General features: G+C 61.9%; 12 protein-coding genes, 1 tRNA gene and 3 pseudogenes. 12 read left to right on the top strand and 4 right to left on the bottom strand.

Annotated features, from left to right (window positions below):
* Positions 1-211 precede the first annotated feature (211 nt).
* Positions 212-958 carry a GGDEF domain-containing protein gene (locus tag P9254_RS22525; RefSeq protein ID WP_278055381.1) on the top strand — a complete coding sequence of 249 codons (747 nt, stop codon included), beginning with the start codon at positions 212-214 and terminating at the stop codon, positions 956-958.
* A 65-nt stretch (positions 959-1,023) separates the two neighbouring features.
* Here the strand turns inward: P9254_RS22525 and P9254_RS22530 are convergent, their stop codons facing one another.
* Together P9254_RS22530 and P9254_RS22535 are read right to left on the bottom strand one after the other, a co-directional pair.
* Positions 1,024-2,478 (bottom strand): NAD-dependent succinate-semialdehyde dehydrogenase, encoded by a 1,455-nt coding sequence (locus tag P9254_RS22530; RefSeq protein WP_442920339.1) that lies wholly within the window; start codon positions 2,476-2,478, stop codon positions 1,024-1,026.
* 386 nt (positions 2,479-2,864) lie between these two features.
* Positions 2,865-2,939: transfer RNA gene (locus P9254_RS22535), tRNA-Thr, on the bottom strand.
* Between the two features lie 882 nt (positions 2,940-3,821).
* Here P9254_RS22535 and P9254_RS22540 point away from each other — a divergent pair.
* Together P9254_RS22540 and P9254_RS29130 are read left to right on the top strand one after the other, a co-directional pair.
* Positions 3,822-4,031, top strand: a complete 210-nt coding sequence (locus P9254_RS22540) for a hypothetical protein (RefSeq protein WP_278055383.1) — start codon at positions 3,822-3,824, stop codon at positions 4,029-4,031.
* Positions 4,032-4,219: 188 nt separating this feature from the next.
* Positions 4,220-4,482: pseudogene (locus P9254_RS29130) on the top strand (hypothetical protein).
* Here the strand turns inward: P9254_RS29130 and P9254_RS22550 are convergent.
* Positions 4,455-4,886 (bottom strand): hypothetical protein, encoded by a 432-nt coding sequence (locus P9254_RS22550; protein ID WP_336619669.1) that lies wholly within the window; start codon positions 4,884-4,886, stop codon positions 4,455-4,457. The pseudogene P9254_RS29130 and the gene P9254_RS22550 overlap by 28 nt on opposite strands.
* A 435-nt stretch (positions 4,887-5,321) precedes the next feature.
* Between P9254_RS22550 and P9254_RS22555 the strand changes: the two genes are divergently transcribed.
* From P9254_RS22555 to P9254_RS22570, 4 genes and pseudogenes are all read left to right on the top strand, one after another.
* Positions 5,322-7,175, top strand: coding sequence for a heavy metal translocating P-type ATPase (locus tag P9254_RS22555; protein WP_278055697.1), 1,854 nt, complete (start codon positions 5,322-5,324; stop codon positions 7,173-7,175).
* A gap of 20 nt (positions 7,176-7,195) precedes the next feature.
* The gene (locus tag P9254_RS29000) at positions 7,196-7,330 is read left to right on the top strand and encodes a hypothetical protein (RefSeq protein ID WP_336619665.1); all 135 of its coding nucleotides are present in this window, start codon (positions 7,196-7,198) and stop codon (positions 7,328-7,330) included.
* 359 nt (positions 7,331-7,689) lie between these two features.
* Positions 7,690-8,076, top strand: a complete 387-nt coding sequence (locus tag P9254_RS22565) for a hypothetical protein (RefSeq protein ID WP_278055384.1) — start codon at positions 7,690-7,692, stop codon at positions 8,074-8,076.
* 26 nt (positions 8,077-8,102) lie between these two features.
* Positions 8,103-8,649, top strand: a pseudogene (locus P9254_RS22570) (NAD(P)H-dependent oxidoreductase); the annotation flags it as partial.
* Positions 8,650-8,698: 49 nt separating this feature from the next.
* Here the strand turns inward: P9254_RS22570 and P9254_RS22575 are convergent.
* Positions 8,699-9,345 (bottom strand): annotated as a pseudogene (locus P9254_RS22575) (alcohol dehydrogenase); the annotation flags it as partial.
* Positions 9,346-9,568: 223 nt separating this feature from the next.
* Between P9254_RS22575 and P9254_RS22580 the strand changes: the two are divergent.
* The 5 genes from P9254_RS22580 to P9254_RS22600 all read left to right on the top strand — a co-directional run bounded on the left by P9254_RS22580 (position 9,569) and on the right by P9254_RS22600 (position 13,844).
* On the top strand, positions 9,569-10,216 hold the full coding sequence (locus tag P9254_RS22580; protein WP_278055699.1) for a helix-turn-helix domain-containing protein: 648 nt from the start codon (positions 9,569-9,571) through the stop codon (positions 10,214-10,216).
* Positions 10,217-10,504: 288 nt separating this feature from the next.
* Entirely contained in the window at positions 10,505-11,461 is a 957-nt protein-coding gene (locus P9254_RS22585; protein ID WP_278055385.1) for a GAF domain-containing protein, read from the top strand.
* Positions 11,462-11,608: 147 nt separating this feature from the next.
* Entirely contained in the window at positions 11,609-13,126 is a 1,518-nt protein-coding gene (gene adh / locus P9254_RS22590) for an aldehyde dehydrogenase (protein WP_278055386.1), read from the top strand.
* A 69-nt stretch (positions 13,127-13,195) separates the two neighbouring features.
* Complete coding sequence (locus tag P9254_RS22595) at positions 13,196-13,534, top strand: DUF779 domain-containing protein (protein WP_278055388.1); 339 nt, start codon at positions 13,196-13,198, stop codon at positions 13,532-13,534.
* 94 nt (positions 13,535-13,628) lie between these two features.
* The gene (locus P9254_RS22600; protein ID WP_278055390.1) at positions 13,629-13,844 is read left to right on the top strand and encodes a DUF1858 domain-containing protein; all 216 of its coding nucleotides are present in this window, start codon (positions 13,629-13,631) and stop codon (positions 13,842-13,844) included.

Genomic DNA, 13,844 nt, shown 5'->3' on the forward strand with positions numbered 1-13,844 from the left:
TGCGTAAAAACGGAATGGCTAAAGCAGCTCGGCGATCCTACCAAACGCTGACCAGTTTCAGCGACGAATCACATCGAAGCGAGAACCGGGCCGCAGCCGCCGACGCCATCCAGGGAGAAAGACACTGATTTCCTTCAAATTGTAGGCCACGCTGAAACGGAAATCGTAACACACCGCCTTTATGCCAATGCGTCCAACAGGAGATTGGCCAGTGAGTATAAAAAACGAGACCGCGCCGGCAGAGGCCTGGAAGCATGTCGTCTGGCTGACCCTGCTGGGCACCGCCGGCTGCGTCGGCCTGTCGCTCGGCCTCAACTATCTGTTGCTGCTCAGCGACGCGTTGACGCCGTTCGGCCGCAGCGTCATCACGGCCGCCCTTCTGCCCATTATCATCGGTCTGCCGCTTTTTGCCTTACTCGGCTGGAGAGAGGTCGAGATCCGCCGTTACCGGCAGGAGCTCACCAGATCCGGCACCTACGACCATCTGACCGGCTGCCTCAACGGGGCCGTGTTCACGTCGATGGTCGACAGGCGAGCCGCCAGACCGGCCGGGCCGCGCTCCGGCGCTTTTCTCGTCATCCATCCGGAGCATCTATCGGCGATCAATCTGCGCTTCGGCCTCGAATGGGGCGACGAAGCCTTGCGGCTGATCGCCACCGCCATCAGGTCCTCGGTGCGCAAGGAGGATCTGATCGGCCGCATCGGAACGGCGATGTTCGGTGTTTTCCTCGCGGGCGCGACCGAGGAAGACGCCAAAGAGATCGGCAAGCGCGTCCGGGAAGCGGTCGGGCAGATCTATTTCGCGCCGAAAGGCGACAAGGACGTGCTCGCCATCCGCGTCGGCGGCGTCGTCTTCGAACATGAATTGGCTTTCGAAGACATGTTCCGCTCGGCCGAGGAAGGATTGTCCGAGTTGCAGGACGAGACCGGCTTTCACCTGTCCCATTTCAACAACTGAGCGGCGCGACCAGCGGCCAACCCCGCCGACAACCTGGCGGGAGCTGCGGTTCAAATCCCTGCGTCTCAGATGCCGCCCATGCAGAGATATTTCATCTCAAGGTAATCCTCGAGGCCGTGGCGGGACCCCTCCCGTCCGATGCCGGACTGCTTGACGCCACCGAAGGGTGCCGCTTCCGAGGACATGCGCCCGGTGTTGATGCCGACCATGCCGTATTCCAGGGCCTCCGCCACGCGCCAGACGCGCTTCAGGTTGGACGCATAGAAATAGGCGGCGAGGCCATAGATCGTGTCGTTGGCCTCACACACGACCTGATCGGCATCCTCGAAACGGATGACGGGGGCCAACGGCCCGAATGTCTCCTCCTGCGCCACCGTCATCGCGCTGGAGACGTCGGTAAGGACCGTCGGCTGGAAAAACGTGCCGTCTTTGGCGATCCGGCCTCCGCCGCACCGGATCGCGCCGCCCTTTGCCACAGCATCGGCGATGTGGGATTCGATCTTGGCGAGCGCCCGGCTGTCGATCAGCGGGCCGATGGCGACGCCGGGATCGAAACCGTCACCGACCTGAAGCTCGCCGACGCGACGGACGAATTTGTCGACGAACTCATCGTGAACGTCCGACTGGACGTAAAGTCGGTTCGCCGAAACGCAGGTCTGGCCGGCATTGCGGAACTTCGCCTGCACCGCCCCATCCACGGCGGCATCGATGTCGGCGTCGTCGAAGACGATGAAAGGCGCATTGCCGCCGAGCTCGAGACTGACCTTCTTGATCTGGTCCGAGCACTGGCGCATGAGCAGGCGTCCGACCTCGGTCGAGCCGGTAAAACTGATCTTGCGCACTTTGGGATTGTGGCAGAGCTCGCGCCCCACCGCGGCACCCTCCGAAGCATAGATGAGATTTACGACACCATCGGGAAAGCCGGCCTCGGCGGCGAGCGCGAACATGGCGCCTGCGACAAGCGGCGTCTGTTCGGCAGGCTTAAGCACAATGGCACAGCCTGCCGCCAGCGCCGGCGAGATCTTGCGCGCCACCATCGATGCGGGAAAGTTCCATGGTGTGATCGTGCCGACGACGCCGATCGGCTGCTTGATCACCAGCATGCGGCGGTCCGTCGACGGTGCCGAGATCGTCTCGCCATAGATGCGATTGGCCTCCTCGGCATACCACTGCAGATACGCCGCCGCATGCGAGACTTCCGATCTGGCTTCGGCGAGCGGCTTGCCCATCTCCGCGGTGAGGATCGCCGCGAGATCGTCGGTGTGGGTGACGATCAGTTGATGCCACTGCCACAGCATTTCGCTGCGCTCCCGGGCCGTCAGCCCCGCCCATTCGGCCTGTGCGGCACAGGCCTTGTCGATCGCCGCGCGCGTCTCCGCAATCCCCATGTCGGGAAGTTCCGCCAGCAATTCGCCCGTCGATGGATTGAAGACCTCGAACGTGCTCCTGCCAACCGGCGTGCCAAGCGCCGGCACCCGGTCGATTGCGCCGAACAGGTCAGGGGATTTCAGGTGGCGCATGATCGGCAGGCATAGGGGCAATACCGGTCTCCTCCTTCAACGAGCTGACGTGTGAGAAGGTCAAGATGTATTCCGCACGTCCGCGCCTCTCAAGTGCTGAGCGTGATGGATGGCGCTTCTTGGCCTCTTGGGGGCCTTCTGTATCGAGGCTGACCTGACGGTTGCCCCGGTTTTAACCGTTCTTGTGGTTTCGCCACGGGAATACCGAGCGACCGTCCAGCGGAAAATCTTCAAATTGGGGGGGCGCGTTGTCGAAGGTAACAGACGCCGGTCGTCTTGCATCGCCCAGGGTCCAGACAGTCTCGAGCTAACACCACCCCTGTACGCCAGACAGGCGGCGAAAAAACCAGAAAGTCAGATAACTCTTCCCAATCAAGGGGATAGGCTGGTGCTGCGAGAGAGGATTGAACTCTCGACCTCTCCCTTACCAAGGGAGTGCTCTACCACTGAGCTACCGCAGCAACGGGCGTCTGAATAACCGCAGACGCCTTGAATTGCAAGGCGTAGCGGCCCCCTTTCACACCCTGCGCCGTTTTGGCCCGATGTTGCCAATGTGGTTCCAAACGGGCTCGACACGTGCTCCAGCCTACACCGGTCGGCCGAGAGCTACACCGTTTTTGTTGCCGGATCGTTGCCAGTTTGGATGCGAATTGGAATAGAGCCACTACCTGCGAAGGCCTTCGCGCGCGTCGTTGCCCTGTCCCCGTGGCGAATGCATGCGGTTTCGAGGATTGGCCGCCCCCGATTTGTGGCGCGCCGATGCAAGGCGTACCTGTGAACGACCTTGTCGAGAGTCCGGCTCGGAGGGAATAACAAATGTAAATGTGGATGGGGGTGATCTACGCCACAATGAGCCAGGGCCTATCGCAACGCTGTTTGCTGATCATATGGCCCCTTGTCCTCCGACGACCGTCGACACACCCTGGTCCCCCGCCCCGCTCGGCGGTCGTCTTCTTGTTGAGCGACGACACACCAGCGCTGCTCATGGCCGGAACCTTTCCGTGTGCCAGACGATCTTGCCGTCGACCTTCATCGGCTTGTGAATGACAAGCTTCCTGGGCAGGTGTTCGGGATGGACTTCGACGAGAGTGACCTTGATGTCGGGCTTGCAGCGGCTGCAGTCGAACTCAGGCGGAAGGGGTTGGCGCCGCCGCCATAGACCATCATCAGGTCAGCCGAGCGGCAGTAGCGCACATTTTCCGCAGGCGCACTCCACCTTCAAAAGCATATTGTGCCGGTCCCGCGTGTAGATCATCTCATGCGCTATAAGAACAAAAAGGGAACAAATTCCTTGATCGTCAAGGCGGTCTGTGGAATCTTTTTGCAGCTGAGGGGAGATGCACATGCCGCTGCGCTATGCCGTCGAGACGTGCCCGAATAACCCAACCGTGCTGCACATGAAGCTGAACGAGGCCGCCGACAATGGCGGCCGCGTCCTGAACGTCATCTGGCAGCAGGAGCATGAATCAATCAATCACGAGACCGACTACGACCCTCGCATGAAGGTCGACGCTGGCTATGTGATCATCCTGGAATACTTCGAGCCCGAATGAGCGACGAGCCGACACGACCCGGCGAAATCGCCCAGACGTGTGAGCGCGGGCCGGTCGGCCACGCCTGCGAGCGCGAGGGTTGTGGGAAAGATGCGGGCTGTGGCTTTGCTCGCCCGAGGCAGCCATCCCACTGGTTTTGCTTTCAGCACCGTGGTGAGGGGGAACGCTACCTGTAGCGGAGGCACATTATGATAAGTGAGACGATAGCAACCGACCTGGAAGTTGCAGCCGACCAGATTGCAGAGATCTCGAGAGCCGACCTTCAGGTGATGCTCCGCAGGGCCGCCATGATGCTGAGGAATGTGACGGGGCTCTCCTGGATCCGAAGGTCGAGGAAGCGTTGGCAGGCCTGGCTGCGGAAATGGGCCTATCCAAGGCGGAGCTCGTCAGAACGATCGTTGGGGAATCGCTGATGGCCAATGCCTACCTGCCGGTGCCCTTACGCGCTTGATGACGAGAGCGTCCTGAACCGCCGTCCGTCATCACCCCTTGCCCGGTGATGCAGGCTGCGCAAGGAAAGCGGACCCGGCCTGTCGCGAGGGCTGGGGGACTTTGGTTAGCAGGAGAGCCCCACCTCCTCCGCGCGCGGGCTCTTTGCGTCGGGACCGACCCGACAGGACGCGCCTCCGGCGCCGCGTCACCGACGATATCGACCGGGTTTGCATGCGACCATGTCGGTGGCAGCACATGACTGAGCCGCTCGATCGCCGACGGCGCAAGTTCAGCCAGCTCGCCTCCTCCTTCGACTAGCTTTTCGACGGCAAGAATGCCGGGGCCGCCGCCATTGGTGATGATGCCGACGCGGCCACGTTCAAACTTGGGGTAGCGCGCGATCGTTTCGGCGGCGTCGAACAGCTCGGCGGTTTTCCGCGAAGCACTCCCGCCCTATGCAGGACGGCTTCCACGACCCCGTCAGCCGGTCGCGCCGACGACAGCCACGGATTTCGGTGAGACCGAGTACTCAAGATTTCGGATTGTCATCGCGGAAGACTCCTGCCCGCCACATTCACCGAAGGCGCCGAGCATTCATTGCGCTGAATCAAAGCATCGGCCGAACCCGTGGCCTAAAGCGAAGCTGTCACTTCCGGCAAAGATCACCGCGATGGAGAACCTGATGAGCTACTATCTCAGCAAAAAGCCTCGAGATGCCGTTCGCCGCGGCAATCGAACATGTAACCAGGAAGCTCCGGCAAGGGCTTCGGTATCCTGCCAAGGATCGATGTCCAGCACACGATGAAGGTCAAGCTGGACGGTGCAGGAAATGATCGGCTAGCTTTGATAGCAATTGCCATGAACGAGCTCGTGCTGCGGCGTGTCTTGCTGACTACTGCCATCCTAGGCCTTGTGCTTGGACTAGGTGTTTGGCGAAGCGGTATCGGCCCCCTCTCGCCCAATACAATCTGGACGGCGGCGACCCTGCCTGTTGTTGTGACACTGGCCATCTCGATCCTGCGGGATTTCTGGATCGGCCGGATCGGTGTCGATGCGATCGCTGTTGTTTCGATGTCGGCGGCACTGCTGCTTGGCCAGACATTGGCGGCGGTGGTTGTCGCCATCATGTATGCCGGTGGCACTGTGCTGGAAGATCTGGCACGCGGCCGCGCGGAGCGCAACCTCAGGGCCCTGACTGACCGCGCACCGCGTGTGGCGCATCGAAAGTCCGGGAGCGGCGCCGAGACCATCCCGGTCAGTCAGGTAACGGTCGGCGACGAGCTTTTGGTGCGCGCAGGCGAATTGCTGCCCGTCGACGGCATCTTGATCGACGCTTCGGCCCTACTCGATGAGTCGACTGTTACCGGAGAACCCCTGCCGGAGCGGCGAAGCACAGGCGACACCCTGCGCAGCGGCACCGTCAACGCCGGCGAAGCCTTTGTCATGCGCGCCTCGGCTATCGCCGACGAGAGCACCTATACCGCGATCGTGCGCATGGTCGCTGCCGCGCAGACCGCCAAGACGCCTTTCATACGCATGGCGGACAGGTTCGCCCTGCTGCTCCTTCCTCTCACGTTCCTGGTCGCAGGTATCGCCTGGCATCTTTCGGGTGACCCGGTCCGAGCACTGGCCGTCCTGGTGGTCGCAACACCTTGTCCGCTGATCCTCGCCGCGCCTGTTGCGTTCATCGGAGGCGTTTCACGCGCGGCACGCGCCGGCATTCTAATGAAAGGCGGCATGGCGCTGGAGGCACTCGCCGGGATACGCACCGCGATCTTCGACAAGACGGGGACCTTGACTCTCGGCGGCGCCGAACTGATCGAGATCGATGTCGCCCCGGGCCAGGAAGTCGACGAATCGCTGCGGCTGCTGGCCTCGCTTGAACAGGCTTCGCATCATGTGCTTGCGGATTCAATTATCCGCATCGCTCACCATAGAAACCTGGCGCTGTCCCAGCCTCATGCTGTCCGCGAATATCGAGGAGAAGGCCTTAAGGGTAAGGTAGACCGAGTTTCGGTCGAGGCAGGGTCGAGGCCGCTCGTCCTCGGTGACAGGCCGCTGCCTCAGTGGGCGGAAGGTGGTGAAGAACGACACCGCGATGCGCCGGTGCTCAGGGTATTTCTGGCTTTCGACGGAACGCTCGCCGGCATCTTCACTTTTGGAGATCCGATACGACAGGATGCACGCGACACCGTCGGAGCTTTGCGCTCGGCTGGCGTAAGCCGGATACTCATGCTCACCGGAGATGACGGTGCAGCGGCCGAGAGGGTATCAGATTTGCTCGATCTTGATGCCGTGATTGCCGATGCGATACCGGCAGCCAAGGTCGAAGCCGTCAAGGCCGAGAAAGCGACGGCGCCGACAATGATGGTGGGCGATGGCATCAACGATGCCCCTGCCCTTGCCGCTGCGAGCGTAGGGATTGCGATGGGAGCTCGCGGCGGAACAGCTTCATCGGAGGCGGCCGATGTTGTCGTACTGACCGACCGACTGCAGCCTGTCGCGGAGGCGTTGCGGATCGCCAGACGTACGCGCAGAATCGCCCTGCAGAGCATTATCGTCGGCCTGTCACTCTCGGGCGCGGCAATGATCTCTGCCGCCATGGGGCACATAACGCCAGTGGCGGGAGCGCTACTTCAGGAGGGCATAGACGTCGCCGTCATCCTCAATGCACTGCGTGCGCTTGGCGACGGGCGCTCCGAACACGATTGAGATTGGAGAATTGAGCGGTCATGACGCAGCTGGTGGTTTGCACCAAATGCGGCGTGGTTAACCGCCTGCCGCCCAACCGAAATGGCGCCGACGCGCAATGCGGCAAGTTTGGCGCCCACTGTTTTCGGGATCCCCACAGGATATCGACGCGCTGAACTTTGATCGTCAGATTGGACGCGGCAGCCTGCCCGTCCTCGTCGACGTCTGGGCTCCATGGTGCGTGCAAGATGATGGCTCCCGGCTCCCACTTTCGGCTGGTCAGGCTGAATTCCGACAAAGAACAGGCCCTCGCTGCGAGGCTGGGCATTCGCGGCATCCAACCATGATCCTGTTTCATCGCCAGCAGGAAATCGGGCGCATCTCGGGGGCGATGAGCACCAGCCAGATCGTCAGCTGGGCTCGCGGGAATATGCCGACTGGCAAAAACTGAACCTTCCGTCGAACCAGGACTATTTGACCCTGATCAAAGTCCCCTCCGGCCGCTGCGGTAGGAATGGCCTCGAAGGAGTTTGCCATGACCACTTTGCACGACCTCACCCCGAAATTCAAAAACATCCGCCTGCTTCTCGCTCGCGAGAAGGGTCAACCGGAAGGCGACCGCGAAGAAGGCTACGACGTGCTGGCGCCACTCACCGACGAAGGACGGCTGGACGCAGAGGAATGGAAGTCGCACCGGACGGTCTGCCGTGTCCGCCACTTCCGGACCGGCGAAGACGATCTTGTCGGCCGCTTGCGTCGCAAGCCGGGTGGCCAATGGTATTTCGACTACGCCGAGGGCGACCGCGACGACGAGGTCGGCTTTCACTTCGGAGAGGAGCGCTTCGTTACCGGTGAGTATGTTTCCATAAACCGCAACGGAGCCTTGCACACCTATCAGGTCGCTCGCGTCGAGCAACCGTAGGGATTCTCTGGGAAGCTGGCCAGGCCATGCCACGCCGCATACTCATTGTCATCGGCCATCCGGACCCGTCGCCTGACCGGCTCTGCCGGGCCTTGGCTTCGGCATATGCCGAAGGCGCGGAAGGAGCCGGCCATGCCGTGCGCAAGATCGACCTGGCTTTGCTGGCGTTTCCGATGCTTCGGACAATGCAGGAGTTCGAGCACGGAACCATCCCAGACAACCCTTAAGGAACCGGCGGAGGCAGTCGCGTGGGCAGAGCATGTCGTCTTTGTCTTCCCGCTTTGGCTGGGCACCATGCCAGCCATGCTCAAAGCATTCCTGGAGCAAATCATGCGGCCGGGCACGGCATTCGCCTACCCGGAAAAGGATGAGGGTTTCGCAAAATCCTTGCTGCGCGGCCGCTCCGCGCGCTTGGTCGTGACGATGGGCATGCCCACACCGATCTACCGGATCTGGTTCCTGAGCCACGGGATTGCCGGCATGCGGCGCGGCATCCTCAACTTCGTCGGTATAAGGCAGGTGCGCGAGACCTTGTTCGGCATGGTCGCGAACGCCAGCGAAGCGAAAAGGGCTCAAGCAGATGCAACGGCTTGGCGAGCGCGCGGCCTAGTCAGCCGGCCCATCATGGCCACAGGACAGCGGCGCCGTTCAGCCTGCCCATCCGTAAATCGTCCAGCGCCTGGTTGGCCTGCTCCAGCGGATAGACCTTTGTCTGCGTGCGCACCTGGGCGCGCCGCGCGATCGCGAAGAACGTCTCCGCGTCGCGGCGGGTCAGGTTCGCGACCGATACCAGCTCCCTTTCTTCCCAAAGAAGTTTATAGGGCATCGATGGAATGTCGCTCATGCGGAAGCAGCCGCAGACCACGCGGCCGCCTTTGAGCACAGCCCGCAGCGCCGCGGGTGCAAGCGCGCCGACCGGTGCGAAAATGATCGCGGCGTCAAGCTCGACGGCGGGCAATTCATCGGACGCGCCTGCCCAGACAACGCCCAACGAGCGCGCGAATTGCTGGGCCCGAATATCGCCCGGCCGCGTGAAGGCAAAAGACCTCACGTCCCTGCCAGATCTCAACCTGCGTGATGATATGCGCGGCGCCACCGAAGCCATAGATGCCCAGTCGCTGGCCGGTGCCAGCCGATCAGCCCTGCGGACAGGAGCGGCGCCAGTGACACCGGATCGGCAGTGCCATCGAGCTCGAAAGCGAAATGCTCGTCGGCAACGACATGGCTGGCGAAGCCACCATCTATAGTGTAGCCGGTGAAGAGCGGCGAACTGATCCGGCACCCGCTTTTATCGGGAGAGCCTGCTCTTGACAGGCTGCGGTCGGACATGACGACCGAAGCCATAGTTCCCCGACGCTTGGAACAAGGGACGCGCCCCGCGGGGGTTGGCTCGGCCGAGCCGCTAAGTAGTTTCCCGTAGGGAGATAACCGAATTTCGGCCTGGCCGGCTTTGCGCGATTACTGTTGTCACAAATTCACCGGGACCACAGCCATGTACGCTCAAGCTTCCGCCAAGAACGAACTCTCGTCATATGTTCCTCGTCAGAGCCCGGCACCCGTCTTTGACGGGGCGACAATGCAGCCGGTTAGCTTCTTCCCGGCGGGCGCCGAGATCTACGCACAAGGCGAAAAGGCGGGCGCTCTTTACCAAGTTGAATTCGGCGCGGTCCGAGTTTACCGCCTGCTCGCCGACGGTCGCAGACAGATCAGCGCCTTCCACATGGCGGGAGAGACTTTCGGCTTCGAGGCCGACTCCACTCACCACTTTTTCGCCGAAGCCATCAACGCAACCGGCGTGCGGGTCTTTCGCACTCCTTCGGGCATGGACATGTCCCGCCAGCTCCTACCACTGGCTCTCAAGAGCCTTACCCGTGCGCAAGAGCACCTTCTCGTGCTTGGCCGTCAGAACGCCATCGAGCGAGTTGCTGCATTCCTGGTCGAGATTTCGGAGCGCCAGGGCGAGTTCAGGCAGGTGGAATTGCCGATGTCGCGGATCGATATCGGCGACTATCTCGGCCTCACGATCGAAACCGTCTCGCGCGTCTTCACCCGCCTGAAGGAGAAACGCGTGATCCGGCTGCTCAGCCTGCGCAGCGTCGAAATCCTCAAGTGGGATACGCTGCTTGCGATGGGTGATTGATGCCATGCGGCCAGTCGCCCCCGCGCATTACTCTGGACGACAATGAAAGCGACTTGCGAACTCTGGGTGTCGACCACTTCCCGGCCGGTCCGGTTGAAACCGTCTCGATGACGCCCGGCCAAACAGCGGCCTCGCGCGCCAATAAACACCCATCTCGCGTTTGCCTGCTCCTTCTGTCGGATTGACTGGGGCGCTGATTGCATCAGAAATTGCATCCAAACGGCGCAGCCCTCAACCGGACCGGTTGAGAAAGTCGAGAGGCGGGGCAAACTCTGGGAGGACGAGGATTTGACCGGTCAGCATGCGGACAGAATTCAGGCCGCGATCGCCTCGGACGCGGCGGCAACGTCCGCGCTGGTCGCCTCCTGGCGACGATCTTCCAATTTGCATCGGCTCGATCCAGCCGACCGCAGCCCGGCTCGTTACCTGACGGAGCTGGAACTGGGACGCGCTCGCCAACGGGTCGAACCGCTCATCCGGGCTGCCCAGCCCAGTCTCGACCGGCTCTATCTTGCTGTGGGTGGCGTAGGATGCTGCGTGCTCCTGGCTGACCGCGAAGGCGTGCCGGTCGAACGGCGTGGCGCTTCGGCGGATGACGACACTTTTCATTCCTGGGGTTTGTGGACCGGTTCTGTCTGGAACGAAGAGAGCCAAGGCACCAACGGCATCGGCACTTGCCTGGTTGAGCAGCGAGCGCTGACGATCCATCGCGATCAGCATTTTCATACGCGCAACACGGGGCTGAGTTGCACAACCGCCCCCATCTACGATCACCAGGGTGATCTTGTGGCCGCGCTCGACGTGTCTTCCTGCCGGGCCGATCTTACCGAGGCGTTCGCGAATATAATCTCGGTCGCGGTGGTCGAAGCGGCGCGCCGGATCGAAGCGGAGAATTTCAAGATTGCTTTCCCTAAGGCGCGGATTCTGCTGGCGCCAGTCGCCGATAAAGGCTCAGGCGCGCTGATTGCCGTCGATGGGGACGACTTCGTTGTCGGCGCTACCCGGTCGGCTCGCCTGGCGCTTGGAATTACCCAAAAGTGTCTCGACAAGCCTATGCCCGCGGCCGATCTGCTTGGTTGGGCGGAGCAAGGCCCTGAATGCCTCGCGGAGGCGGAGCGCGGCGTCCTGCAACGTGCGCTGGCCCGGGCAGACGGAAACGTCTCGGCCGCGGCCCAGGCGCTTGGCATCAGCCGCGCGACGCTTCACCGGAAGCTCAACCGCCTCGACCTCCACAGGCCTCACTGATCGACAGAGTCCGCGCATAAGTGTCGCAATTTTGCGCCACATCCTGCCCAGGAACTGCGTTCGGCGCGGTGACAACAGCGGAGGAAACCGCAAGTCTTTCTCTTCGAAGCGTCGCATCCCGCGACGTCAGCCTTGGGAGGAAGACACATGAACAAAATTGAGTTCTCGCGTTCGGTCAAGCTGCCGTTCGACGCACGTTATGGCAATTTCATCGACGGCAAATGGTCTGAGCCGCATTCCGGCCGCTACTTCGAGAACTACTCACCCGTCAACGGTCAGTTGCTGTGCGAAGTGGCGCGTTCGGACGCCCAGGACATTGAGGCGGCATTGGACGCCGCCCATGCCGCGAAGGATGCTTGGGGGCGCACCAGCGTCGCGGAGCGCTCGCTTATCCTCAACCGAATCGCCGATCGCATGGAGGAAAACCTCGAGCTGCTCGCATGCGCCGAAACCTGGGACAATGGCAAGCCGATCCGTGAAACGACCGCGGCCGACCTGCCTTTGGCGATCGATCATTTCCGTTATTTCGCCGGTGCCGTGCGCGGCCAGGAAGGCAGCCTTTCCCAGATCGATGACGACACCGTGGCCTATCATTTCCATGAGCCGCTCGGTGTGGTCGGCCAGATCATCCCGTGGAACTTCCCGCTGCTTATGGCGTGCTGGAAGCTTGCTCCCGCGCTTGCGGCCGGAAACTGCGTCGTGCTCAAGCCTGCCGAGCAGACACCTGCCGCGATCATGCTGTGGGCCGATCTTGTCGCAGACCTGTTGCCGCCGGGGGTGCTCAACATCGTCAACGGCTTTGGCCTTGAGGCCGGCAAGCCGCTCGCCTCCTCGCCGCGGATCGCCAAGATTGCCTTTACCGGCGAGACCACGACAGGCCGGCTGATCATGCAATATGCCAGCCAGAATCTGATCCCTGTCACACTGGAGCTGGGCGGTAAGTCGCCGAACATCTTCTTCAAGGACGTCGTTGCCGAAGACGACGACTTCTTCGACAAGGCGGTCGAAGGTTTCGTCATGTTCGCGCTGAACCAGGGGGAGGTCTGCACCTGCCCAAGCCGCGCCCTAATCCAGGAGTCAATCTACGACATCTTCATGGAACGTGTCCTCAAGCGGGTCGAGGCCATCGTGCAGGGCGATCCGCTCGATCCGGCAACGATGATCGGGGCGCAGGCTTCGTCGGAGCAGTTGGAAAAGATCCTGTCCTATATCGACATCGGCCGCCAGGAAGGAGCGGAGGTGCTTACAGGCGGGGCCCGCAATCTTCTGCCCGGCGATCTGGCGGGCGGCTACTACGTCAAGCCCACCGTGTTCAAGGGGCACAACAAGATGCGCATCTTCCAGGAGGAGATCTTCGGGCCGGTGGTTTCAGTGACGACCTTCAAGGACGATGACGAAGCGCTCGGCATCGCCAACGATACGCTTTACGGCCTTGGCGCGGGTGTTTGGACGCGTGACGGAAACCGCGCATACCGGTTCGGTCGCGCTATCCAGGCCGGGCGCGTCTGGACGAACTGCTATCACGCCTATCCCGCGCATGCGGCGTTCGGCGGCTACAAGCAGTCCGGCATCGGCCGTGAGACACACAAGATGATGCTCGATCACTACCAGCAGACCAAGAACATGCTGGTGAGCTACAGCCCGAAGAAGCTCGGGTTCTTCTGAACGCCGCTCTTGCTCATAGGCGCGGGTTCGAAGGAAGCCGCGCCTACAAGTGAAGGATGGGGAAAGTCCATGCAAGCGAAGGTCACGGCAACGCCGGCTGCCCTCGAGCTTGTCGCCCAAATTGTTGCCGAGCATGGCCCGGTGCTGTTCCATCAATCCGGCGGCTGCTGCGACGGCTCATCACCCATGTGCTACCCGCGCGGCGGGTTCATCGTGGGCGAGCAGGATGTGCTGCTCGGCTACATCGCCGAGATGCCGTTCTATATCGGGGCATCGCAATTCGAGGCCTGGAAGCATACCGATCTCATTATCGACGTCGTGCCTGGCCGTGGCGGTATGTTCTCGCTCGACAACGGACGCGAGAAGCGGTTCCTGACACGCTCGACGATGTGCACTGTTCGAATGTGAAGGGGACGGCATCGAACCGCGCGCTCTTTGTCTCAGCGCAACGAGCATCCCGGGAATAGGATGCAACATGCCCGCCTCCTAAGTGGAGAGCGGCATGAAACGCAAACTCGACGACGATGCGACAATGGACGGGATCATGCGTGGCACGCCGGCGGCGATCCGTGTCGTGCTTCAGCACCGCATGCTCTGCGTCGGCTGCCCGATCGCTTCCTTTCACACCATTTCGGATGCGGCACGCGAGCACGATCTGGACGAGGACCGGCTCCGTCGCGATCTGGAGGCGGCCATGGACCTGGATAATCCGGACTAG

The sequence above is a fragment of the Mesorhizobium sp. WSM4983 genome (assembly GCF_029625765.1).
Classification (GTDB): Bacteria; Pseudomonadota; Alphaproteobacteria; order Rhizobiales; family Rhizobiaceae; genus Mesorhizobium.